Source organism: Bacillus sp. ABA4_010, from assembly GCF_056159105.1.
On sequence record NZ_JBSWUN010000004.1, the window covers coordinates 202,712 to 227,767 of the forward strand.

The window sequence follows — 25,056 nt, forward strand, 5'->3', positions numbered from 1 at the left end:
CGTGGATATGGAAACATTGATGAGTTACGAATGGACGTTAATGACACCGGAATTTATTATTTTAGGAACGTCTATCTTATTATCTCTAATCGATCTTTTCGGAGGGAAAAAAGTTCACCATAAGGTCCTTGGGTATATAGGAGCAGCTGGTGTGTTAGCGGCGATAGGGGCATTAATTCTGTTGTTGGATGATCCATCTGGACAAATATTAGAGGATACATTTCGACTAGACGCTTTTGCTAAGTTGTTCAAGCTCGTCTTGCTGACGGGTGCCGGACTTGTTCTATTTTTGGCCATGGCCTATGCAGAGAAGCAATCGATGTTATATCGGGGAGAATTTTACTATTTATTTCTCACCGCGCTGCTAGGTGCGATGATGATGGCGTCGAGCGGGGACTTAATTACGTTATTTATTGGACTGGAACTTTTGTCTCTTTCTTCCTATATTTTAGCGGGGATCCAAAAAAACAATCAAAAATCCAATGAATCTTCTATGAAGTATATGATTAACGGGGGAATTTCGACGGCATTTATTTTGTTTGGGATGAGCTATGTATACGGTTTAACGGGGTCAACACGTCTGTTAGAGATTGCCGTTCGCCTAAACCAGTCGATGCCTGTTCAATATGAATTTCTATTAGCGATTGCCTTTCTCATGATTTTTGTCGGGTTATCATTTAAATTAGCATCTGCGCCGTTTCATATGTGGGCACCAGACGTGTACGAAGGGGCTTCTATACCAGTCGCCGCTTTTTTAAGCGTCGTGTCAAAAACAGCTGGTTTCGTAATGTTATTTCGAATGTTTCTCACCGTATTTACAAATGTTCCGGTACAAAATGGAGAGACCTCGCTGTTAGTAGCTTTGCAGGATTATATCGTGATATTAGCGGTGCTGACGATGGTCATTGGAAACGCGGTGGCGTTGAAACAGCAAAATGTAAAGCGCCTGTTTGCTTACTCAAGCATCGCCCAAGCTGGCTACATTCTTGTCGCATTTGCTACGCTATCTCCTTTTATGTTAGACGCGATGTGGTTTTATTTAATGGCTTACGTCTTTATGAATATTGGTGCTTTTACCGTCATTCAATCTGTAACGCTTCAGAAGCAATCGGAGGATATCGGCAGCTTTAGCGGTTTATATCGGCAGTCTCCAGTACTGGCGATTACGATGGCCATCTTTTTATTATCGTTGGCGGGCATTCCTGGAACGGCAGGATTTATTGGCAAAATGAACATCTTTATGGGCGCCCTTGTGAAAGAGCCAGCCCATTATGTGCTAGCGGGTATTATGGCCGTCGCAACTGTTGTATCGTACTATTACTATTTCGGACTTTTTGTTCAAATGTTCTTTCGACCTGCGAGCGAGAAGGGGCGTGTCGGGTTTCCGCGTGTTTTAATCATCCCCCTTACGCTTTGTGCAGGTGGCACCATTTTGCTCGGGATTTTCCCGAATCTTGCCTATTCCTTTTTCTTTGAGCATTTAGGAACACTGGTGGATTTCTTTTCATAAGGGCGAGGCCACGCCTTTTTCTGCTCATGTAAAAGGGTGTCACCTTCGTATCTCCTTATGTTAAACTGGTAACGTAACCTTTGTGATGTCAGGTTACAGATTTCATAAGTAGTTTGGATGCATAAAAGGAAGTGTAGACTATGTTAGTTGGAGTAGGCCAGCAAGCTATTATGACGCTGTGCTCTCATTTATTTTTTATTACTGTTACGTGGTGGGCGCTGCAAGGATTTCAATTGGAAAAATTGATAAAAAAAAATAAAGTCATTCAAGCACGACTTTTAATGGTACTATTAACGATTGCAGTAGGGTCAGCTGTTAGTAACTTCTTTTTGGACTATTTATTTTGGTCTCAAAGAATTCCAGCTCTTTTTTACTAATCCCTCGTTTTTGAAGAGGTACATTGGGTGAAGTACATAGGGGCTGTCCAATAAGTCCCAAAAATATGTAACGTTCTTTTTATACAGCAAAGGTCGTTGTTCAAAACGTCTTATTTGCTAAAATTTCATAGATGGTTAATGAAGGCTGAGGGTTCTTGAAAAGAGGAAATCATTCTTGTTTTCAGAACCCTCTTCTTTTTTTCATTATAAACTTAATATGGCACCATTCCTCATTACTATGTATGTCATATGCTGGCGAGTTTTTTTATGTATGCCTTTCTTTATTCGGGAGAAAATGATGAATAAGGAGAGGGAGTGGCGGTATGAACAAACAAATTAGTGTCTTTTTATCTATTTTTTTTATAGGATTGTTCATTTATCATGAGAGTTATGCAAGTACAGGAAAACAGAAAGAGCCGGCACTTGGGGCCATCATGAATGTGCTAAAAGAGCAGCCGGTCGAACTGGAAGAGTGGTCGTTGTACGCTCGGGAGCCTGTTTCGTCTGTGATGACAGAGAACGATTTCGACCGAACAATATTGGAGTTAAAACAAACATTTCAAGGTTTCACTTGGAGTCAAGAAAGGGAAAGAGAAGCATGGAGAGCGATCGGAACCTTTCAACATGAAGACATAGGGATAGAAGAAACCATTCAATTGATTTGGACCCCTAAAAAAGAAAGAACTTATACGTACCTTTTATATAGTGCTAAGGGAAAGGACTGGAAAGAGAGTGAAAAGTACCTTAATTTATACGATAGTCGTTATCAGAAACTTTTCACATCCAATCCCGTAATTTTCTCTTGTGTGAAGGGACAGTTCAATGATAAGATTGAAAGTGTTTTGTCATTAAAAGTCAGACAACTCTTAAAAGAGTTTCAGGCTGAACCGACAGAGGCTCTGGTGGAGGAGTCATTTGTCTCTATGTCCGCATATACTGAAATGTGGGAAGAAGCTCTTTCAATAGGACAGCATAGAATGAATCTGCAAATAGGAATGAGAAAGATGGGAATGGGCGGTGAGACGACCTTTATCGTTGGCACACCTATTATCACGTCTGAATATTAATATAGAGAAAATGGACGCGGAGGGGAATACCTTGGAAAAAATCATCGTCCGCGGCGGAAAAAGGCTGAGCGGTACTGTAAAAGTTGAAGGTGCCAAAAATGCTGTTTTGCCTATTATCGCTGCAACCTTATTAGCTAGTGAAGGAAAAGTGGTTCTAAATGATGTACCTGCTCTCTCCGATGTATTTACGATTGGCGAGGTACTACGTTACCTTAACGCGGAGGTCGATTTTGAACAAAATCGTGTTATTGTAGATGCATCTCGGGAGTTGAAGACAGATGCACCTTTTGAATATGTTCGAAAAATGCGCGCATCTGTACTCGTTATGGGTTCACTGTTAGCCCGCACAGGTAAAGCTCGTGTAGCATTGCCTGGAGGTTGTGCAATTGGATCACGACCAATTGATCAGCATTTAAAAGGCTTTGAAGCAATGGGTGTCAAGGTAAAGGTAGGAAATGGATTCATTGATGCGGAAGTAGACGGAAAATTACGCGGCGCGAAGATTTATTTGGACTTCCCAAGCGTGGGAGCAACTGAAAACATCATGATGGCGGCGACACTTGCAGAAGGCACAACCATTATTGAAAACGTGGCAAAGGAACCAGAAATTGTTGACTTAGCCAACTTCTTAAACGCAATGGGTGCGAAAGTACGAGGTGCTGGAACAGGTACAATTCGTATTGAGGGTGTCTCTAAATTATACGGTGCGACACATCATATTATTCCTGATCGTATTGAAGCAGGAACATTTATGGTCGCAGCTGCTATCACAGGCGGAAACGTCTTAGTAAAAGGTGCCGTAGCAGAACATTTGAGCTCTCTTGTAGCGAAAATGGAAGAAATGGGTGTTACCATCATTGAGGAACAAGATGGGCTACGTATTATCGGTCCAGAAGAGTTGAAAGCAGTCGACATTAAAACAATGCCGCATCCTGGCTTCCCAACGGATATGCAATCTCAAATGATGGCGTTATTATTAGCAGCCAAAGGCACAAGTATGATTACCGAAACAGTATTTGAGAATCGTTTCATGCATGTAGAAGAATTCCGTCGAATGAACGCGGATATTAAAATCGAAGGACGTTCTGTTATTATTAATGGTCCAAGCGAACTTCAAGGTGCGGAAGTAGCCGCGACAGATTTACGTGCTGCAGCTGCCTTGACATTAGCGGGGCTTGTAGCAGATGGTTATACTCGTGTCACTGAATTAAAACATTTAGACCGCGGATATGTTGATTTCCACCAAAAACTAGCCGCATTAGGCGCTGATATTGAGCGTGTCAACGATGAAGCAGGACAAACGGAAACCATTCAGCAAGTATCTGATATGAACGCATAATTAAAAGGAGCCGACAGGCTCCTTTTTTGTTTGTCCTTTTTCAGTCATCGATGCTGCTTATTGCATTTTATAGACCTAAAAGGTTATGTCATCAGGATGCTCCTTTGGCAAACCTGATGGCATAAATGGTTGTCCATCTCCATATGTATGAATTATGGGGATGTTCCTCAAATTAGGCAGATGGAGGATCAATGGTGGATGAAACATGTAAAGCCGATTGTTGTACTAGTATCTGTATTATTTATCATCATTTTATTAATTCCAACAGTATTGGTCATGCCGTTTTCAGAAAAAGCGAGCGGACAATTAACCGAGGACCTTCAAAAACAGCAAGTGAAAGTGCCAGACCAACCTAGCGCTTCTGTTGAAGTGGCGGTGTACCGAAGTAAGGCCGAACAAATCGAAAACGTTCCACTTGAAGAATATGTGGTGGGGGTTGTAGCGGCAGAGATGCCGGCAGAGTTCGAACTAGAAGCATTAAAGGCTCAAAGTTTGGCAGCACGTACGTATATTGTCAAACAAATGCTCAGTACAACAGATCCGTCTGTCCCGAATGGAGCGAATGTAACCGACACCGTCCTTCATCAAGTGTATTATAACCGCCAGGAGCTACAAAAATTATGGGGCATGGATTATGAGTGGAAAGTGGAGAAGGTGGAACAAGCCGTTGCTGCCACATCCGGAAAAATTTTAACGTACGAGGATTCTCCCATTACGGCCGCCTTTTTTTCGACAAGTAATGGTTATACTGAAAATTCTGAAGAATACTGGTCTAATTCTATGCCTTATTTGAAAAGTGTAGAAAGTCCGTGGGATAAAGAATCGCCTAAATTTATCGATCAAATGGTTGTAGAGGTGGCAGAATTCGAAAAGAAACTGGGTGTTCAGCTATCCTCAGACGGAACACTTGGCAAAATCATTGAGCGCACACCAGGACAGCGAATTAAGCTCATTTCTATCAATGGGAAGAAGCTAACCGGAAAAGAAATAAGGGAAAAGCTTGAATTACGTTCAACGGATTTTAACTGGACAAGAAAAGGGAATCAAATTGTCATTACGACAAAAGGCTATGGACATGGGATTGGAATGAGTCAGTACGGAGCCAACGGGATGGCATCAGAAGGGAAAGATTACGAAGAAATTGTGACGTATTATTATCAAGGTGCAAATGTTTCTTCTTACGATTCCTTTTTGACAAAATTGACCGCTAAACAATAATAAGAGAAAGTCTATATAAAATGGATCGTGCGAAAGCCTAGAAATACGTGGGTTTTTAGTCAACGGTCCGTTTTTTGTGAAAGTCGAACAAACCTATTTTTTAGAACTTTTAAGTATAGTTTTAAGGACTTTGTCGAAAAATAATCTAAAAAATTTTTTTCTATGTGTATATATTAAGGCGGTTCTGTTCAAAATGGTTGCTGAGGTGATAAACATGAGAGAGGAAGAAAAGAAACGTATTTCTCAGTCAACAGCAATCCAAAAAATTTTCCGAAAGCGTTGGGTATTTCCTGCTATCTATTTAGTTTGTGCAGCACTTATTTTAACAGCGGTTCTCTGGTTCCAATCAACCGGCAATTCCAATGTCGAAGAGGGAACGGATGAATTCTCCGAAGGAACAGCTTACAGTGGAGAAGAACCGGCTGTAGAAGTGAGCAAGCAACTTGAAATTTTAGAGATGCCGGTCATAGACCCAGAGTCAATCGTCGTACAAACGAACTATTACGATGATCAGGCGACGCAGGAAGAACAAGAAGCCGCATTAGTGTTCTACAATAACACGTACCATCCTAATACAGGAATTGATCTTACTATGGAAGATGGACAATCTTTTGATGTAGTAGCTGCGGCAAGTGGTACCGTCATTAAGGCAGAAAAAGATCCCATCCTTGGATATGTCGTAGAAGTGGACCACCAAGATGGACTGGTAACCCATTATCAATCCTTGGCAAATGTAGAAGTGGAGTCAGGGGATCTCGTGAAACAAGGAGAGGTCCTTGCAACAGCAGGACAAAGCTTATTTAATCAAGAAGCAAAGATGCACGTTCATTTTGAAGTTCGACAAGACGGTGTTCCTGTTAATCCACAAGCAGTGGTCGGTAAACCGCTTGCAACGATAAAAGATCAAACAGCAAATGAGTCGACTGAAGCTGCTTCTGAGAAAGAAGAGCAAGCGGCTGATACACCTGAACAAGGCGAGAAAACATCTGACGACCGTGAAGAACAACCGTCAGAAGAGAACAGCCGAGATGCAGAACAAAACAAGAAACAGGAAGAATCCAGTTCTTCCGATGCGGATAAAAACGCATAAAGAAACGCTCATTAAACAGCATGCTGATAAGTTTTAAACAGACTGTGAACATATTGTTTTAAAGAGAGCCTGTCATTGAATCTTCATGACAGGTTCTTTTTATTTATCAAGCTTAAAGCTTTGAGTGAGCGGAGAGGGAAAATGGGGATGAAGGAAAGGCTATAAAGACGGAATTTCCTTTTCTATGCCTTCTTTTTTTATTCGACAAGATGAGGAACAACAAGACAGATTTCCCGAGGAATAGTGAATATCTGTTTGAAATCGCCGTGTGCAAATGAGAAGACGGTCGAGGCGAAAAATGAATCAAATAACATTTTTTCAAAAAAGTCTGATAAAAACCTTGTCCTTATTGAGTTTTCTAGCATATATCTTTACCCAAGCTAATAAAATGTTACAAACCTAACAAAGAGAATGGTTGAGGTGAGAACGAATTGAAGAAAGTTCATTATGTTGATATATGGGGTGTTCAGGTTTGGCCAGGGGATTCTCATTTCAAGCTTCTCACATCCAAACTAGGGAGGGCGAGTGGTGTGCACGATTACATCAAAGAGAGAACTATCAAGATTGGAAAGTATATCGTAGAGACGAAGAAAACAGTACGCGTGATTGCAAAAGAATTTGGCGTCTCTAAAAGTACGGTTCACAAAGATTTGACAGAAAGACTCCCAGAAATTAATCCCGAACTAGCAAATGAAGTGAAAGAAATTCTTGATTATCATAAATCCATCAGGCATCTTCGAGGGGGAGAAGCGACAAAGTTGAAATACAAAAAGGAGGAGTTGGAAGAGGAAACGGTCAAATAAACCGGTTGAAACGAAAACGAGGGAAGCAGCCAGTTTTTTGCTGCTTGAGCGGACAAAGGATTCTAGGGGAAATGCCTCGAATTCTTTGTCCGTTTTCGTTCAAACATACATATAAACTATATGTACGACCTGTTCAATGAATGCCTGTAACTTTCAGGATTTTCCCTGCTTGATAAGTACATACAAATCGTAAAAAAAGGTTTTGAACAGTTGAACACGTTATAGACAGAAATAATTCAACATTCAGGGTTAATTTATGATAAAATATTTAATTAGGTAAAAATGATGGCGGCTATCCTCCTTCAAGAGTGGAGGATGAACTGCTCTTTAGACGGGACAAGCACTCGTTGGATGGAAGGAGGATATAAAATGTTAGCAAAAGATATTGGAATTGACCTTGGTACAGCTAACGTATTAATTCATGTTAAAGGAAAAGGAATTGTATTAAATGAACCTTCAGTGGTAGCAATTGATAAAAACACTGGGAAGGTATTAGCGGTGGGCGAAGAGGCCAGACGGATGGTTGGGCGTACACCAGGCAATATTGTTGCCATTCGTCCTTTGAAGGATGGTGTCATTGCTGACTTTGATATTACAGAAGCAATGCTTAAGCATTTTATTAATAAATTGAATGTAAAAGGCTTTTTATCAAAGCCGCGTATTTTAATTTGCTGCCCAACCAATATTACATCGGTTGAACAAAAAGCAATTCGCGAAGCAGCGGAAAAAAGCGGTGGTAAGAAAGTGTATTTAGAAGAAGAACCAAAAGTTGCGGCAATTGGGGCAGGAATGGACATTTTCCAGCCGAGCGGTAATATGGTAGTGGACATTGGCGGTGGTACGACCGATGTCGCGGTTCTGTCTATGGGGGACATCGTTACGTCCTCGTCAATTAAAACAGCTGGAGATAAATTCGACCACGAAATTCTTAATTACGTCAAACGTGAATATAAGCTGTTAATTGGTGAACGTACAGCGGAAGATGTGAAAGTGAAAATTGGAACGGTATTCCCAGGCTCTAGAGACGAAGAAATTGACATTCGCGGAAGAGACATGGTGAGCGGCCTTCCTCGCACGATTACGGTTCGTTCTCATGAAGTAGAAGGTGCTCTTCGTGAATCGGTGGCTTCCATTGTCCAAGCGTCTAAAAGCGTACTGGAACGCACTCCTCCAGAGCTTTCAGCAGACATTATTGACCGAGGTGTTATCTTAACTGGGGGCGGAGCGTTGCTTCACGGCATCGATCAGCTATTGGCTGAAGAATTGAAAGTCCCAGTTCTTATTGCGGAAAACCCGATGGATTGTGTAGCCATTGGGACGGGGATCATGTTGGATAATATGGATAAATTACCACGTCGCCAACTTATTTAAATTTCTCCTAAAGTGACGATAAACTAATTAGATAAGAATAATTTTCTAGTCATCGGTAGATGTCTTGTTAATAAATCGGATGTTGACGGAGAGTAGCTCCTTGTTTTAGGTTCTGCTTCCGGTTCATATGGATAAAAGTTTATTTTCTGCAAAGGGTGAAGAAAAATGTTTAAAGGTTTTTATACGGCGACAACAGGCATGCTGTCTCAGCAACGAAAAACGGATATGTTGACAAATAATCTTGCTAATGTGAATACACCAGGATTTAAGGCGGATCAGTCCTCTTTAAGAGCTTTTCCAGAAATGCTTCTGCAACAGATGGAAAGTACAGGGGTTCCAGGGAGTGAGCGCTCCGAACGAACAGTGAGGGAGAGCATCGGGACGCTAAATACGGGCGTTTATATGCAGGACATAACACCTTCCTTTGTACAAGGTTCCTTGAAAGACACGGGACGGAACACGGATATAGCGATTATTGATGGTGTGGTGCCTGTTGATGAAGACGGTAATAAAGGGACATTTTTCTTTACAGTCAGCGATGCAAACAATGAACTGCGCTATACGAGAAACGGAAATTTTACGGTGGATCCCGCAGGCTTTTTGACGACGAATGAAGGTTTGTATGTCATGGATGAGAATAATGAGCCGATTCAACTGCAAGGAACCGATTTTCAGGTTGGTCCACAAGGGCTTGTAACAGAAAATGGGCAAGTTGTAGGGCAACTGAATATTGCGCAGGCTGTTAACGCAAACGTGATGATGAAGGAAGGAAGCGGCTTATATCGAACGGAAGATAACACGGCCCTTCCAACCGCTCTTGGGAATCCGGACGTGAGCTTTAACTTGCAGCAAGGGATGCTAGAAGGTTCGAATGTGGATGCGACACAGACGATGACGGAACTGTTAAGCTCTTACCGGGCCTTTGAAGCCAATCAGAAAATTATCCAAGCTTATGACCGAAGTATGGAGAAAGCGGCAAATGAAATCGGCCGTCTTCGTTAAGAAATGTTGAAAAGCTAAAACAGGGGGAACTTACATTGAACCGCTCAATGATTACTGCTTCAAATACGATGACTCAACTGCAACAGCAACTAGACTTAATCAGCCATAATATGTCCAATGTCAATACAACTGGATATAAACGTCAAGAAGCCAACTTCAGTGAGATGCTGTATCAGCAGTTCAACAATCAGCCGAATGAAACGGTAGAAGTGGGCAGAAGTACGCCAATGGGGATCCGTCAAGGGTCAGGAGCAAAAATCGCTCATACGAGTATTCAACTGGATGCCGGTGCAGTTAAGCAAACGGGAAGATTGCTGGATGTAGCTTTAACACAGGAAAATCAATTTTTTAAGGTGTTAGTGAATGAAAATGGTCAGCCGACTGTACGTTATACAAGAGACGGGTCATTTCAACTAACGCAGACTACTAATGAAGGTCAATGGATGCTGGCCGACTCAAAAGGAAATGCCGTAGCGGACCCGAACGGAGCTCCTATTATTGTGCAAGGACCGGTGACAGAAGTTCGTATTGATTCAAAAGGGAATTTTACGGCTATCTCAGAAAATGAGGAGCAAACGTTTGAGTTAGGCGTTGTGGAAGTGAAAAGACCTCATTTGCTTCAGGGGAAGGGGAATAACCTATTTGGGCTCCCTAATTTAAATGCTTTAAATTTAACGATTCCAGATGTCTTAGAGGAAGTAGAAGGTGAAGGACGAGCTAACTTAAACGTTCTTCAAGGCGCGTTGGAGGAATCCAATGTGAATATGGCTTCCGAGATGACAGAATTAATGATTACTCAAAGAGCTTATCAATTTAATTCGAAGTCCATCTCGATTGCTGATCAAATGATGGGACTTGTAAACGGCCTCCGTTCATAACTTAGGAAGGGAATTGATTCAATATGTTGAATATCCAAGAAATCCAAGAGATTATTCCACATCGCTATCCTTTTTTACTTGTTGATCGCATTTTAGAAGTAGAAGAAGGTAAATCAGCCGTTGGAATTAAAAATGTATCGGTTAATGAAGAATTTTTTAACGGGCACTTCCCAGATTATCCTGTTATGCCTGGCGTGTTAATCGTTGAGGCACTAGCTCAAGTAGGTGCCGTAGCGATGCTGAAAAAAGAAGAAAACCGTGGGCGTTTAGCGTTCTTTACAGGGATTGATAACTGTCGTTTTAAAAAGCAGGTCAAACCAGGGGATCAGCTACGATTAGAAGTAGAAATGGTACGTGTACGTGGCTCGATTGGAAAAGGAAAGGCGATTGCTACTGTCGACGGCGAAGTTGTATGCGAGGCGGAAATTATGTTCGCGCTTGGAGAGAAACAAGCGAAATAAAGAGATGTTAAAAGAAGGGAGCTGCTTTTTAAGCAGCTTTTTTCTTTTATAAAAAGGTATAACCTGATTCATATCGGACAAGATAAGCAAAGACCGAACCGTAAGATAGAGGTCATGCACAAATTTTGAAAGGAGAATGACCATGAATAAAAAATGGTTTCTCACATTAACAGGTACAGTTTTATCCGCTATGATGCTTGCAGGTTGTAACGGCGATCAAGAGCCGCCTCCTGAGGAAGAACCGAACATGGAGCAAGCCCCCCTAGATGAAGATATGAATGGTGATGTCACACCTGAAAATGACATGGCACCAGGGGTAGATGAGGACGGCATGATGAATAACGATGATGAAAATGATATGCAGCCGGACCCAGAAGATGCAGTAGAAGATGTAGAAGATATGAATGATGCGGATAACAAAGACGAGTAATAAAAGCAAAAGGTCGGTTCCATCAACACGGGACCGGCTTTTTAGGTTATCTGTTCGAATGCCGTTCTTTTCAGAAACCATTGATCAATGATGACAGTGACTTTAAAGTCTGCTAAAATTATAAATTAGTCAGATAATAGTTTGGAGGTACTTTTCATCGATGTTAAAAAACTTGCCACAAGGTGTAAAAATTAGTATTACACGCTCCATTCAAACGTCATTTGAACAATATATGAGCCAAATTGAATGGAACGAGGATCGATACAGCGCTGAAGATTTTATCCGCTCATGGAGAGAGTATATAGAAGAACATGCTTCATGGTTTGAACGGTTAGGTGAAGAAGAAAAGGCCAATCCTTTATTTCACCAAGAGCTGGCAGATAAAATTAACGGAACGATTGAAAAGATTGTAAATGAAGAACCAACAAGCGAGCAAATTAATCAATTGAACACCCTTTTAGAAGAAAAAGGAAAAAAACATATTACGTATTCATGTAAGGCAGAGGCAAAGTACTGGATTGACAAATTAACGGCTAAATAAAAAACGCGGGACATCTGCGTTTTTTTATTTGGTCTTTTTTTATTCCAGTAGTAAGGCGTTCATTTTCGGTACCAGAACGTTGCGTTGTTAGCTTTGTTCCTTATTTAAGTGGAGGATGAAGGGAAATAAATGGTGAAGAAAAGAAGGATGGCTAGCGCTCGCTCGCTTTGTTCTTTATATAGAAATAGTTATATCTAATAAAGAACAACTGGAAGGAAGTTATGGTTGAAATATTAAATGTAAAATATTTGTAAATTAATTGTAAATAAATAGAAGGTGGATATTATGCTTAAATATAAGAAATAGTGGTAGAAAGAGTTTTTTTCAAAGAAAGAATGGATTGTTTTAGTAGTGCTATAAATAATTGATAATCAATGTTCTATTTCTTTAAATAACACGAGTAAAATAGAGAATTAAAAGGTATTTTAGGAAAAGGATTTTTTTTACAAAAAATAATATTGAAATTTCAGGAAAATATATTATCATAAAAGAGAAATCATGAAAAAAGGAGGAATAAGCAGTGAAATATTACTTAAAAAGACCTATTCTCCGTGATGTGGAAGAGAGGGAGAAACGCTATAATTATGACCATCTCATTCTTGGGAAGCAAATTCAAATAAGCGTATTTGATCCGCTTCAGCAGTATCAAGCATTCCATAAAAAAATAGAAAGGCCTTGAGGAAGGAGCCTTTCCCGTCCGATGACATACAAGTGTAAGTGTTTAAAGGGGAGGAAAGACAGTAGGAGGTTATTTAAATGCTGAACGCGTTTGGCGTTTTTCGTGTAATTGGTAAGTGAATTCTTGCAGTAGCATATCCCCACTTAATCCCTTTTGGATAAGGTTTTGCAAAATCATTTCAGGGGATAGCATCCGCTTTCCTGTAAGCATTCCTTCTAAAAGTAAGCTGAATTGGTGTTCCATCTTTGTAATTCCGATAATGTGGACAGTAAAGTTTGCTGGGTCGTTGCTTGGATTCGAGATGGTTGCTTGAAGTTTGAACGATTCATTTCGGTGAAGCGGCTCTTCAAAATATGCAAGAAATTTATTCGGAAGCAATGCTTCAATAATCCAACAATTTTCCTCTGTTTCTTTATTAATAATTAACCCATCTATCAGTTCCACAGGTTGATAAACCTCATGAGCAGCGTCTGACAGCTTGACTTCCAAAGCAACAAGCTTGAAGGTTTTCATCTAATCCCCCCTGTTATTTTGACTTCCTCATCTATTATAACACAGTGATGGTAAATGTTTGAAATGAGATCTAAAAATGACACGTTTATTCTTGTAAGGAGATGGAGATTTATGTTGAATCAAGCCATTTTAGTTGGAAGATTAACGAAAGATCCGGATTTGCGTTACACAGCGGATGGTGTTCCTTACTGTTTTATTACAGTTGCCGTACCTAGAGATTTTCGTTCTCAAGACGGTGAAGTGCAGTCTGATTTTATCACGGTCACGTTATGGCGCAAAAGTGCAGAAAGCACCGCTCAGCGCTGTCAAAAAGGTACTATGGTCGCTATTAAAGGGAGAATTCAAACGAGAAATTATGAGAAGGAACCGAATCAAAAAATATATGTAACAGAAGTAGTGGCGGAACGAATTAAATTTTTGAGTCAAACGGTACCTGTTCAAGTATAGTGTTTCCGCTGCGTTGTAACCGTATTCCTTCTATCAATAAAGACGCCGTAATCTGGATATGTGCCTGAAGGGAGGTGAGGTTTTTTACTTTAGCAGCTTTCTTTTTCCTCTCCTATTGACTTCTACTTATGTAGAAGTTCCTTTCGAAAGAAGAAAAGGAGCCCCGCCTTTTCTTAATCAATCCATCATTCCTTTAGAGAGAAAATTACTCCTCGTATGTGGCCTCATATGATTGCTCGATTGGCTTGTGGCTAATCGAGCTTTTTTTGTCTTATAGAGAAACAACAAAGATGCGGGCCGATTAGCGGCTCCGCATCTTTGTATGTTGTGAAAGTATGACTAGGTTTGTTGGCCCTGACTAAGGACGTGAAGGTGATTCGCGTTTACTGACCGAATCGCTTTGCCCCTAAGTAGCGCTCTTTCCAATAACTGCTGTCCATACTTGAAATGGTAACACCCGTTGAACTACCTGCGTGGATAAATTGGCGATTTCCGACATAAATCCCCATATGGGATGGACCAGATGTGTAAGTGCTAAAGAATACAAAATCCCCAATTGCTGGTTCTTTAACGGTAGTCGATAGTCCCCAGTAATCTGCTGTGTTCAAGCGTTTGCTTGGTGTTTGTTTATTAAGTACATAGTGAATGAATCCACTGCAATCAAATCCAGATGTTGACGTTCCTCCCCATTGATATGGAGTGCCAATAACGGATTTTGCATCTGTAATCAGCTTTGTAATATTTAACGTCACGGATGAGGACGCTGGTTCTGTCGTTTGCACTGGTTTGACGTCTTTTGTGTCAGAAGGAGCAGCCCCTGCTTTTAACTTGAGCGTTTGATTCACATACACAGTATCGGAGCGCAATAAGTTTAAAGATTTTAATTCGGAAGTCGTCATTCCAAATCGCTGTGCAATCTTCCAAAGTGTGTCTCCAGATTTCACTGTATACGTATCAGCCGTTGTTTCTGCTTTTTCAGAACTAGTGCTTGTTGAAACAGAAGTCGGTGTCTGTACAGTCTTTTGTTCGGACTCTTCGTTGATAAGCTTGAGTGTTTGTCCAGCATAAATGGTATCTGATCGAAGTAAATTTAAGTTTTTAAGCTCTGTAACAGTCATTTGGAACTGTTGAGCAATTTTTGATAAAGAATCTCCTGGCTGCACCGTATATGTACTTGTGTCTTCTGTCACATCTGGAACGGATGTTTTCGCTTTAGCTTGTACAGAAGAAGCAACACGATCGAAATCCTCAATTTTTAGCTTTTGTCCGACGTAAATGGTGTTAGAAGTTAAATTGTTCGATGCTTTCAGTGCGTCTACTGTTGTATTGTAGGCTTTTGAGAGCGACCAAAGAGAATCGCCAGGTTTGACTTCAATTGAGTCTGCGTGGGCGGGAGTTTGAAATAACGCAACGCCGCCTATGGCTGCAAAGGTTGATGCGGAGAGAACTTTCCTTTTCATGATAAATCCTCCTGTAACGAGTTTAATGTATATGAATCTAGTATTATATTAACGGGTCTAAATAATTGATTTTGAACTTTCTTCGACTAAACGATGGTGTCGATTTTTTGAGTGGAAGATACTCAATGTTCTACATCTAATTAGTACGAATAACGAATGTTGAATACGCTTAACAGTATAAAACTCTTTTTTAACCAAGAATGGTAATATATGTGTATATATACTATGATAGGGATTCCCCTAAATGTAAAGAGTTAAATGAGAGGCTGGAAACCCTTCGACTTAAGAAAAGTGGACTAGATTATATAGTGTTAGACATTAATCTCATTGACTAGAAAAGCTCTAAAAGTCGACATGTGTCGAGCTTTTTATTAGGACAGGTCCTTCATTTTGTTAGCCTCTCTTTTAATAATCGGTAAAGTTCTTGCCATTTTTCATCTTTTTTTATGGATTTTTTTGTTTCTTTCTCTCTCTTTTTATTCTCGTTACTCATCTCATTCTCCTTTTTTTATTATATCGATCTTGGAAGATTGACCATGACCAAAGAACGGACATGGTTAATCTTCTAGATTTGTGAGGGCACATTCGACAGGTGTAAAGAACGTGTGATGGAGGTCCTCTTACTTAAAGGTGTATCTTTCTTTTATAGCCCTGTTATTGATAGGCAAATAGTTCTTCTAGTTCTTCGTTTGACAGTTCGGTGACCCAGTTTTCACTTTGGATAATTTGATTGTTTAACGCCGATTTTCGTTCGATGATTTGATCGATTTTTTCTTCAATGGTTCCTAACGTAATGAGTTTATGCACATGGACAAAGCGTGTTTGGCCATATCGGTATGCACGGTCTGTTGCTTGGTTTTCCACGGCTGGGTTCCACCATCGGTCAAAATGGATGACATGGTTGGCGGCTGTTAAATTTAGCCCCGTTCCTCCTGCGTGAAGAGAAAGGATAAAGAGGTGGTTCTTTCGTTCTTGGAAAGCGGAGATCATCCGATCGCGTCCGTCTTTCGTTACCCCTCCATGTAAGAAAAGCACATCCTCTCCCATCGCTTTTTCTAGAAGTTCTTTCATCATTTCACCCATCTCAATATATTGAGTAAAAATTAAGCAACTTTCATTTTGCAGTCGGACATGCTCTACAAGTTCGAGTAGTTTTTCCATTTTGACTGAGCGTTGCAACAGTTGTTTCGGGCGCTTTTCTTTTAAATAAAGAGCGGGATGGTCACATAGCTGCTTTAGCTTTGTCAACAGCTTCAAAATTCGCCCCTTCCGTTCAAACCCGGACAGCTTTTGCAAATCAGCGAATGTGTCTTTTACGAGCTGTTCATATAACGAAGCTTGTTCAAGTGTTAAGCTGACATATTCCTTTTGCTCTTGCTTCGGAGGAAGGTTGAGTGCGACTTCCTTATCTTGTTTGGTTCGTCTAAGCATGAATGGACGGACGAGTCTTTGTAGTTGGTCAATCTTTTCTGGTTGCTCTTGTTTTTCAATTGGTACGACGAACTGTGTTTTAAAACGGTTCAGGCTGCCTAAATATCCCGGGTTCATAAAGTCAAACAGTGACCATAGTTCAGTTAATCGATTCTCCAGCGGGGTTCCGGTTAAGGCGACATGATGGTCTGCCTTCAGCTTACGTGCGGCTCTCGCCTGCTTCGTTTGCGCATTTTTAATGTTTTGTGCTTCATCTAAGATGGCGGCTCCCCATTTAATGCTAGAAAGGTCTTCTAAATCCATCGCCAAAAGGGTATAAGACGTGAGGACGATGTCGGCCTGTTGAGCAGCCTGACGGAAATCTGCCTCTCGCTTTCTCTTCGGTCCGTAGTGAGTGTAGCTCTTCAAGTGAGGGGCGAACCGTTCTATTTCTTTTTGCCAATTTCCAAGAACAGACGTCGGGCATACAATTAACAATGCCCCCGTGTTTTCGTGTTGCTGTACATACGACATATAGGCGAGAATCTGTACAGTTTTTCCAAGTCCCATATCATCGGCAAGACAGCCCCCAAGCCCAATCTCTCGTAAAAAAGCAGCCAATCGACCCCTTGCTGTTGATAAGGGCGCAACTGTCCTAAAAACGAATCAGGCACCTTTTTTTCAGGAATAGATGTGTAATGAGTTAGGCGCTTTACTACAGAAGTAAATGTGTCGTTTAGTTCAATTTCAATGGCGGAGAACGGTTTTTTGCCATCTAATTCATTCGGCAGAAGCTCATTCTTTTCTTCTGTCGCCAGCTCTTGCTCGAGCACATCAAAAAATCGGAGTCCTTCTTTTTCCGCCTTTGTCATAAGACGCTGCACATGTTTGACTAAGAGCGGATCTAATTGAATCCATTGCCCGTCAATGTGAACAAGTTTTCGCTTCTCTTCAACAAGCTGCCGGAACTGCTCTTCGGATAACTCGACATGACCGGTAGAGATTTTCCAATTGAAATCAAGCAACGGCTGCCAGCCTAATAAGCCAGAGCGTTCATGAGAAGCGGCGTCTTTTAAGGAAGCTTTCAGAGAAAGGCGCGCCTCTTTAACTGCTTGCCACCATGAAGGAAGTTGAATATGAAACCCTGTTTCCAATAAGGTTAAGCTCCATTCAGTTAGAAAGGCCCATACTTCTTCTTCGGCCAAACTTGCTTTCAGTCCCGTTCTTTTGTCAGCTAACGGGGGAACCATCGCTTGAATCATTTGAAATTGCCGGTCGATAAAGGACTCATATGGTTTCCAATAGGAAGGAAACTCGTCAGGAAAGGAGAAAAGTTCCTTCGTTTCTTCATCTCGAAGCAGTACGTCTAATGGCCAAGCTTCTTCTCCATTTGGCGGCTCTTGAAGACGAAGCTGAAACGAAAAGGGAATGGTTTGACCTGTGCGTCCAATTTTTTCGAGCCAGTCTTGTTCATCGAAAACAGGTTGCGGTTTGCTTAAAGGCGGGTATGCTTCCAGCAACTGCTTCCACACCTTTCCTGTTAGTTCGTCTGTTTCAATCGTTTCATTAATGGCTGCGGACAACCACGAGCGTTCGAACGAATTGAGATGATTAGCTGACCAAGCCATTTTCCCGTCCTTCCAAGCAGAAAAATCGGGTTCGAATGATTCTTGTTGAATGCAGTCAGAAATGGTGGCAGCACTTTGTAGATAAAGGCGTGCCTCCTCGCTTAAGCTGTAATCGAGGACATGGTCGGTTGTTAAGCCGTCAAAAAAAGAAAGGGCAAATGAAGGAGATAATAGAATTCCGTCATATCCATCTTGTTTAATCGTTTTGAGAAAAGTGCCGTAAAAGGAGGCCTCATGCCAAAAAAAGACTGCTTGTTTCCACATGTCTGGATGAACTTTTTCCTTTTTGGAGTCGGTAAAGTAAATAAAAAAGGAATCATCATCCGTTTGTTTAGCATGTAGAGTAATAGAAAATAAATCAATCATGAATCAGCTTTCCTTTCTGTAATGCTTCTTGAAGAGCGCGCAACCGTTTCGTCGATTGGACGAGCTTGGTCATATACCGCGTGAACTCATCCTCGTTTCCAAGTTTTTGATAGAGGCGTTTTAATTCCTTCAAGTGCTGCACGGCTTCTTCGTAGCTCGCACGGGTTTTCTTCTCAATAAGCTGGTGAACCGATTGGTGATAAACCGGCAACAGCCAGCGCGGGTTTTCTCGTTCAATGTCTTTTAAGATGCTCCGGTCATATTCTAAGATGTCATAACGGAAGGCGGCTTGAAGCTCCAACCATGTTTGTAGCTGCCCTTGCTCGTATAAATGGTGGCTATATTCAACGAAGCTATATGGCAAAAGCTGGCGCAAAGCTTGCTCGTAAATCGTTTGCTCACGGCGCAGTTCACTGTAATCTTCAAATAAAGACAACAACATGGAAACGATCGTACGGCTCGCCTGATAAGACGGCATCGTTTGAACATAGGCCTTCATTTTTTCGTGGATGTAAGTAACCCAATGCTGTGCTTTTTGTTCATCTTTATGATAAATATGCTCTTTTGCCCATTTAAAAGTGTAAGGGAAAATCCCTTCATCTGCCTGTTTTACAACAACAACCGCTTGTTCGTCTTGTTCTTGTAAAACGAGTAAATGAGCCCAGGCGACATCTCGTTCGAGAGAAAGTTTCTCCTCGTTTTCAAGCCTCTCTGTCTCCTCTTTTAGCCACTTCGGCCGCTTCAGCAGCTCGGACCAAATCGTCCGGTACAAATCAATTCGTTCATATTGGATGAGTGAGGAGTAAAAGAGCAGGCGGCGGGCTTGAACTTTTATTTCATCCAACAATTGGTCAGCAGAGAAAGGCATGGCTGTTTGATTCATCAACTGGATGCATTGCTCTACATCATATAAAATTTGCGAAAGCGGTGTCCGGACAAAGGTGTTAAAAGACTGTTTCGATAATGTATTTTTGCTCAATTCATCACATATTTTCATGCATGCGGCCATCCCTGCATGAATGATAAATAACTCTCGATACGGAGAGCGGGAAGGGGCTTCTTTTTTTAATCCTTTAAAGAAGGTTTCATAAAATCCTTGATAAATTGACATGCTTTGGGCAAGCCTCGTTCTGGAAAATTGCTCATAGTGTTCCTCAAAGAGGGACTGCCAATCCTCAAGAGAAGCTTCTTTCTTTGCGAATCCCTTCTGTGTACGAAAAGCCGCTAACGAAGGAGTGGCGGCGGATTGCTGTTTCCATTGATCAAGCAAATTGCCGACAAGCCCTTTTGTAGCGTATGCATAAAAAAATCCTGCTAGGCGGTGAATGCAGAAAAAAGGGGCGTTGCACCCACATTCACTTTGTGATAAATCATTTAAGTTCAGTAGTACCATCTGCTCCTGTTCGTCATAAACGACCACACCGGTGTAATGTTCGAGTTCTTTTAAATTATAAACATAGCCTTGTCGGTATAAAGCTAAGCCCTTTTTGATTCGCTGCCGATTCGCTTCATCTTGGTAATCCAAAAGGCGGATTAACTGTTCTCCTGCTTGAAGAATAGGTTCTTGCATGTTGGACGCCTCCGCTTGTTTATATTGTATTTTCCATTATAAAGGATTCAAATAGCATTCAACAAAAGGTTTTGGTATGATAAGTTCGTGTGTGAACGATGAATTTAACAAGTTCTTTACATTCCCTTCGCATAGAGGGGGGAATTTCTTTAATATAATAGGGATAAATAGAAGGAAAGCGGAAATAGGGGGAGTCAGGAGATGACAATTCGCAAAGCGATTATTCCGGCAGCCGGCTTGGGGACTCGTTTTTTGCCGGCCACAAAAGCCCAGCCAAAAGAAATGCTTCCGATTGTAGATAAACCGACCATTCAATATATTGTCGAAGAAGCGGTTGCTTCGGGCATTGAAGATATTATGATTATTAGCGGCCGCGGCAAACGCGCCATTGAAGACCATTTTGATAAATCATATGAGCTTGAAGAAACGTTGGCCCAAAAAGAGAAATGGGAGCGACTTGAGGAAATTCAAGCCATCTCAAATCTAGCGAATATCCATTATATTCGCCAAAAAGAACCGAAAGGCTTAGGGGATGCCATTCATTGTGCCCGAACATTCATCGGTGACGAGCCGTTTGCGGTTATGCTTGGCGATGACATTGTCCAGTCAGAAACCCCATGTTTGCGTCAGCTCATGGATGTATATGAAAAGCAGCGCTGTTCGGTGATCGGGGTTCAGCAAGTATCAGATGAGGATGTATCGAAATACGGGATTGTCGCACCAAAAGGCGAGCCGTTAGACCGAGGGGTATTTGAAATTCAATCTCTTGTTGAAAAGCCGGCTCTTCATGACGCTCCCTCTAACTATGCGATTATGGGGCGGTATGTATTGACGCCGGAAATCTTTCAAGTGCTGGAAGGACTTCCACCGGGAGCGGGCGGAGAAATCCAATTAACGGATGCGATTATGCAACTGAGTCAATTTCAATCAGTGATGGCTTATTATTTTGAGGGCGTTCGCTATGATGTCGGGGATAAGCTCGGGTTTATTAAAGCGACTATTGACTTCGCACTGAGACGGGATGACCTTCGAGAAGATTTGCTTCAATATTTCCAAATGATGAACTCACACCGTTAATTTTAAGATGAATAGGAAACGGAAAGGGCAAACGTGCAAGTAGTTTTACGAGAAAAGCAAGAAAACCGTGGCTTGCCAGTTAGCCCTTTAAAAATAGAGCATGTACGACGGAAAGATATGAAATAAGGCAGTTTGGAGGGAACGATTTGGAGATTTCAATCGCAGGAACGGGTTATGTAGGTCTTGTGACCGGAGTATGTCTAGCCGATATAGGGTATCGTGTGACATGCTTTGACATCGATGAGCAAAAGGTGCAGCGGATGAAAGCGGGGGTATCCCCCATCTATGAACCAGGTCTTGATGAGCTGATGAAAAAAAACATTGAAGCGGGTCGCTTAACTTTTACGGCTTCAGCTGAAGAAGCGTATCAAAATAAAGACATTATTTATATAGCAGTTGGGACGCCGGAAAATAAAGATGGGTCGGCGAACCTTCAATATGTCGAAGCGGTAGCGGAAGCCATCGCTCAACATGTGAACCGCGATGCTATTGTTGTTACGAAAAGTACGGTACCTGTAGGAACGAATGATTACATTCAACAGATTATGGAGCAAAACAAGAAGCCTAGTCTTAAAATTGATGTCGTTTCCAATCCAGAGTTTTTACGTGAAGGCTCGGCCATCCATGATACTTTTAACGGAGATCGGATTGTCATCGGAACAGACGATGAGCAAGCAGGAGAGAAAATGAGAAAGCTTTATGAACCGTTTGGATTGCCGATTGTCGTGACGAATATTCGAAGTGCGGAAATGATTAAATATGCTGCCAATGCCTTTTTGGCAACAAAGATTAGTTTCATTAACGAAATTGCCAATATTTGCGAACGTGTTGGCGCAGATATTTCTGATGTCGCCAACGGCATCGGCATGGACAAGCGGATTGGACGAGAATTTTTGCATGCGGGCATCGGTTATGGCGGTTCCTGTTTTCCAAAGGATACGAAAGCACTCGCGCAGCTTGCTGATCAAATTGATTATCGTTTTAACCTACTTGAATCCGTCATTGAAGTAAACAATCAGCAACGAACAGTGTTGTTTGAGAAGGCGGAGCGTTTAGTAGGTGCGCTAAACGGCAAAAAAGTGGCCGTTCTCGGCCTTGCTTTTAAACCAAATACAGACGACATTCGTGAAGCGGCTTCTTTGTTGCTCATTGATAAATTGTTGGAAGCGGGAGCAGTTGTTCAAGCGTATGATCCGATTGCGGCAGAGCATGTAAAAAGTTTATATGGAGAGCGTCTTCAGTATGCGACGTCCCCAGAAGAAGCGTTAACAGATACAGAGGTTGCCTTTATCGTAACAGAATGGGCGGAAATTAAATCGTTGCCACTATCCGTTTATGTCGAACAGATGAAAACGCCGATCATTTTAGATGGGCGGAATTGCTATGAGCCAAATGAGGCGAAGAATTATCCGCTCACTTATGTATCAATTGGACGGGAAGAAGTTCATCAGCTAACATAACGACCATCTTTAGTTGTTCATAATTTTGATACGAACAGAGCGGGACGAAAAGCGGTGCATGCCGCTTTTTGTTTATGTAATGGGAAGAAAGGACATGTAACTTTTGTCTTATAAAGAGGAACAATACGTGTAGAGTCACCGTTCTATAAAGGGAGACTTTGCGGAATTTCTTTTCATCATTTAAGATAAATGCTATCATGATTCTGTATTTTTCGATATAATATCATTTAGGTTTTAAATTCTTAGGGATGTCATACAAAGGAGATTTTTTGAAATGACAAAGAAATTATGCGTAGTTGGCTTAGGATATATAGGGTTACCAACAGCAGTCATGTTCGCAAACCATGGCTTACGCGTCCATGGAGTGGACGTTAACGAAAAAGCGATAGAGCTGATCCGAAATAAACAGCTTCATATAGAAGAAAACGGTTTACAAGAACGACTAACTTCGGCGGTAGACAGCGGGAACTTTACGGTTGCGACAACACCGGAAGAAGCAGATGTGTTCATCATTGCGGTTCCGTCCCCTATTAATGAAGACAAAACAGCAAATTTAAACTATGTACGTGAAGCGACAAAATCAATCGTGCCATATGTGAAGAAAGGGAACTTGATTATTTTAGAATCGACAGTTCCGCCGCGTACGGTAGAAGATGTGATGATGCCGGTCTTACAGGAAACAGGTTTAGAATTTGGAACAGAACTGTTCATCTCTCACTCACCGGAGCGTGTCATTCCAGGACGTGTGTTTGAAGAGCTTGTTCAAAATGACCGCATCGTCGGCGGTATCAATGAAGAATCAAGCCGTTTGACGGTCGAGCTTTATAAAACATTTGTTGAAGGCAACATTCACGTGACAGATGCGACGACAGCCGAAATGGTGAAGGTCATTGAAAATACGTATCGTGATGTGAACATTGCGTTTGCGAATGAACTCGCGAAAATTTGTGAAAAAATTGGAGTTAACGCATGGGAAGCCATTAAATTGGCGAACTATCACCCACGTGTTAATATCCATTTACCAGGACCTGGAGTTGGCGGTCACTGTATCGCAGTTGATCCTTGGTTCCTCGTCGAATTACAGCCGGAGTTGGCGAAAATTATTTCCCTATCTCGTCAAACGAATGATGCTATGCCGGAATATACGGCTTTGAAAGTGAAAAACATTTTGGAGCAAAAAGGCATTCAGCACGGACGAGTGGCTGTACTTGGACTAGCGTTTAAAGGAAACATTGACGATATGCGCGAAAGTCCGTCAACAGAAGTCATCCATCATTTAGAACAGCTTGGCTTGGATTATACAGCCTATGATCCGCATATTAAAGAGAACAAGCTGGCGCGCCAAACACAGCACCTTGAGGAAGCGGTCGCGCACGCGGATGCTATTTTAATTTTAACTGACCATAATGAGTTCAAGTCGCTTCAGCCAGGAGCTGTTGCTGAGCCAATGCGCACAAAGGTTATCGTGGATACGAAAAACTGTGTGGACCGCAACAATTGGGAGCAAGGCGGATTTGATGTGTTCTTATTAGGTGATTCCAAGTATTCTGCCTTTTAATAAGACTTTGATAGAACGTCGTTTTTGGACACCATTCACTTGAAAAGGTGAATGGTGTGATAACTTTTTTGAATAGGTGATTAAATGAAAGAAAACATCTTAGGGATAGATGTTTGCGGTGAAACGTATGAACAGCTAACCTCTCGTTTGTTAGCCGACATTGAGGAGAAAAGAAACGCTTTTATCGTTGCCATTAATCCTGAAAAAATTATGAAAGCCCAACAAGATGAGAGCTTGCGTCAGTTGTTGAACTCCGCCACCTATCAAATTCCAGATGGGATCGGAGTCATTATTGCGTCCATCCTAAAAGGCGGAAACATCCGTCAGCGTGTAACAGGAATTGATATGATGCTGCAGCTTTGCAAAGAAGCGACCATTCATCATAAAAAGATTTTCCTTTATGGTGCGAAGCCAGGCATTGCAGATGAAGCGAAAGTAAAGCTTGAGGAAATGTTTCCAGGTATTCAAATTACGGGTACGCTTCATGGCTACGAAAAAGACGAAGCTGTCATTGCAGATACGATTAATCGTTCCGGGGCGGAAATCATTTTTGTGGCGCTTGGAAGTCCAGCACAGGAAAATTGGATTATTGAGCATAAAGAAAAGCTAGCTCCGTATGTGTATCAAGGAGTGGGCGGATCGTTTGATGTCGTATCGGGCCGTCTTAACCGTGCCCCTGCTTTCTTCCAAAAGTTTGGATTAGAGTGGTTTTACCGCTTACTGAAGGAACCGTGGCGTTGGAAAAGACAATTAATTTTGCCTAAATTCTTGATTAAAGTCATTAAAGGATAGAAGGATTTC

Annotated in this window: 22 protein-coding genes and 1 pseudogene; 19 read left to right on the forward strand and 4 right to left on the reverse strand. The window is 41.5% G+C overall.

Annotation, left to right across the window (positions count from 1 at the left end; all coding sequences use genetic code 11):
- Position 1 precedes the first annotated feature (1 nt).
- From nuoN to ACXAEO_RS20705, 14 genes are all read left to right on the forward strand, one after another.
- Positions 2 to 1,510 carry an NADH-quinone oxidoreductase subunit NuoN gene (gene nuoN / locus ACXAEO_RS20640; protein ID WP_474884612.1) on the forward strand — a complete coding sequence of 503 codons (1,509 nt, stop codon included), beginning with the start codon at positions 2 to 4 and terminating at the stop codon, positions 1,508 to 1,510.
- 140 nt (positions 1,511 to 1,650) lie between these two features.
- Positions 1,651 to 1,887, forward strand: coding sequence for a DUF1146 family protein (locus tag ACXAEO_RS20645; RefSeq protein ID WP_474884613.1), 237 nt, complete (start codon positions 1,651 to 1,653; stop codon positions 1,885 to 1,887).
- A 323-nt stretch (positions 1,888 to 2,210) separates the two neighbouring features.
- On the forward strand, positions 2,211 to 2,954 hold the full coding sequence (locus tag ACXAEO_RS20650) for a YwmB family TATA-box binding protein (RefSeq protein ID WP_474884614.1): 744 nt from the start codon (positions 2,211 to 2,213) through the stop codon (positions 2,952 to 2,954).
- 31 nt (positions 2,955 to 2,985) lie between these two features.
- Complete coding sequence (gene murA, locus ACXAEO_RS20655) at positions 2,986 to 4,293, forward strand: UDP-N-acetylglucosamine 1-carboxyvinyltransferase (RefSeq protein ID WP_474884615.1); 1,308 nt, start codon at positions 2,986 to 2,988, stop codon at positions 4,291 to 4,293.
- Positions 4,294 to 4,491: 198 nt separating this feature from the next.
- Positions 4,492 to 5,511 carry a stage II sporulation protein D gene (spoIID, locus tag ACXAEO_RS20660; RefSeq protein ID WP_474884616.1) on the forward strand — a complete coding sequence of 340 codons (1,020 nt, stop codon included), beginning with the start codon at positions 4,492 to 4,494 and terminating at the stop codon, positions 5,509 to 5,511.
- Between the two features lie 214 nt (positions 5,512 to 5,725).
- Positions 5,726 to 6,601 (forward strand): peptidoglycan DD-metalloendopeptidase family protein, encoded by an 876-nt coding sequence (locus tag ACXAEO_RS20665; RefSeq protein ID WP_474884618.1) that lies wholly within the window; start codon positions 5,726 to 5,728, stop codon positions 6,599 to 6,601.
- Between the two features lie 530 nt (positions 6,602 to 7,131).
- On the forward strand, positions 7,132 to 7,404 hold the full coding sequence (gene spoIIID / locus ACXAEO_RS20670) for a sporulation transcriptional regulator SpoIIID (protein ID WP_474884619.1): 273 nt from the start codon (positions 7,132 to 7,134) through the stop codon (positions 7,402 to 7,404).
- 369 nt (positions 7,405 to 7,773) lie between these two features.
- Complete coding sequence (gene mreB / locus ACXAEO_RS20675) at positions 7,774 to 8,775, forward strand: rod shape-determining protein MreB (protein WP_474884620.1); 1,002 nt, start codon at positions 7,774 to 7,776, stop codon at positions 8,773 to 8,775.
- A gap of 165 nt (positions 8,776 to 8,940) precedes the next feature.
- On the forward strand, positions 8,941 to 9,777 hold the full coding sequence (locus ACXAEO_RS20680; RefSeq protein ID WP_474884622.1) for a flagellar hook-basal body protein: 837 nt from the start codon (positions 8,941 to 8,943) through the stop codon (positions 9,775 to 9,777).
- A 35-nt stretch (positions 9,778 to 9,812) separates the two neighbouring features.
- Positions 9,813 to 10,655, forward strand: coding sequence for a flagellar hook-basal body protein (locus tag ACXAEO_RS20685; RefSeq protein WP_474884624.1), 843 nt, complete (start codon positions 9,813 to 9,815; stop codon positions 10,653 to 10,655).
- A 23-nt stretch (positions 10,656 to 10,678) separates the two neighbouring features.
- Positions 10,679 to 11,116 (forward strand): 3-hydroxyacyl-ACP dehydratase FabZ, encoded by a 438-nt coding sequence (fabZ, locus tag ACXAEO_RS20690; protein ID WP_474884626.1) that lies wholly within the window; start codon positions 10,679 to 10,681, stop codon positions 11,114 to 11,116.
- 142 nt (positions 11,117 to 11,258) lie between these two features.
- Entirely contained in the window at positions 11,259 to 11,546 is a 288-nt protein-coding gene (locus tag ACXAEO_RS20695; RefSeq protein ID WP_474884628.1) for a hypothetical protein, read from the forward strand.
- A 160-nt stretch (positions 11,547 to 11,706) separates the two neighbouring features.
- Positions 11,707 to 12,087, forward strand: coding sequence for a hypothetical protein (locus ACXAEO_RS20700; RefSeq protein WP_474884629.1), 381 nt, complete (start codon positions 11,707 to 11,709; stop codon positions 12,085 to 12,087).
- Between the two features lie 520 nt (positions 12,088 to 12,607).
- Positions 12,608 to 12,766: a hypothetical protein gene (locus ACXAEO_RS20705; protein WP_474884631.1), complete on the forward strand. Its 159-nt coding sequence runs from the start codon at positions 12,608 to 12,610 to the stop codon at positions 12,764 to 12,766.
- Positions 12,767 to 12,835: 69 nt separating this feature from the next.
- On the opposite strand, the gene ACXAEO_RS20710 is transcribed toward ACXAEO_RS20705, so the two are convergent.
- Positions 12,836 to 13,279: a YwpF family protein gene (locus ACXAEO_RS20710; protein WP_474884633.1), complete on the reverse strand. Its 444-nt coding sequence runs from the start codon at positions 13,277 to 13,279 to the stop codon at positions 12,836 to 12,838.
- Between the two features lie 111 nt (positions 13,280 to 13,390).
- On the opposite strand from ACXAEO_RS20710, the gene ACXAEO_RS20715 reads away from it, so the two are divergent.
- Entirely contained in the window at positions 13,391 to 13,726 is a 336-nt protein-coding gene (locus ACXAEO_RS20715; protein WP_474884634.1) for a single-stranded DNA-binding protein, read from the forward strand.
- 383 nt (positions 13,727 to 14,109) lie between these two features.
- On the opposite strand, the gene ACXAEO_RS20720 is transcribed toward ACXAEO_RS20715, so the two are convergent.
- The 3 genes and pseudogenes from ACXAEO_RS20720 to ACXAEO_RS20730 form a co-directional block, all read right to left on the reverse strand.
- The gene (locus ACXAEO_RS20720; protein WP_474884636.1) at positions 14,110 to 15,186 is read right to left on the reverse strand and encodes a C40 family peptidase; all 1,077 of its coding nucleotides are present in this window, start codon (positions 15,184 to 15,186) and stop codon (positions 14,110 to 14,112) included.
- 654 nt (positions 15,187 to 15,840) lie between these two features.
- Positions 15,841 to 18,590 (reverse strand): annotated as a pseudogene (locus tag ACXAEO_RS20725) (DEAD/DEAH box helicase).
- Positions 18,583 to 20,160 carry a hypothetical protein gene (locus ACXAEO_RS20730; RefSeq protein WP_474884638.1) on the reverse strand — a complete coding sequence of 526 codons (1,578 nt, stop codon included), beginning with the start codon at positions 20,158 to 20,160 and terminating at the stop codon, positions 18,583 to 18,585. The pseudogene ACXAEO_RS20725 and the gene ACXAEO_RS20730 overlap by 8 nt, the downstream one beginning before the upstream one ends.
- Positions 20,161 to 20,361: 201 nt before the next feature.
- Here ACXAEO_RS20730 and galU point away from each other — a divergent pair, with 201 nt between their 5' ends.
- The 4 genes from galU to ACXAEO_RS20750 all read left to right on the forward strand — a co-directional run bounded on the left by galU (position 20,362) and on the right by ACXAEO_RS20750 (position 25,047).
- Positions 20,362 to 21,237, forward strand: coding sequence for a UTP--glucose-1-phosphate uridylyltransferase GalU (gene galU / locus ACXAEO_RS20735; RefSeq protein WP_474884640.1), 876 nt, complete (start codon positions 20,362 to 20,364; stop codon positions 21,235 to 21,237).
- Positions 21,238 to 21,383: 146 nt separating this feature from the next.
- Entirely contained in the window at positions 21,384 to 22,697 is a 1,314-nt protein-coding gene (locus tag ACXAEO_RS20740; RefSeq protein WP_474884642.1) for a UDP-glucose dehydrogenase family protein, read from the forward strand.
- A 274-nt stretch (positions 22,698 to 22,971) separates the two neighbouring features.
- Positions 22,972 to 24,255: a nucleotide sugar dehydrogenase gene (locus ACXAEO_RS20745; RefSeq protein WP_474884644.1), complete on the forward strand. Its 1,284-nt coding sequence runs from the start codon at positions 22,972 to 22,974 to the stop codon at positions 24,253 to 24,255.
- Between the two features lie 84 nt (positions 24,256 to 24,339).
- Entirely contained in the window at positions 24,340 to 25,047 is a 708-nt protein-coding gene (locus tag ACXAEO_RS20750) for a WecB/TagA/CpsF family glycosyltransferase (protein WP_474884646.1), read from the forward strand.
- Positions 25,048 to 25,056: the final 9 nt, after the last annotated feature.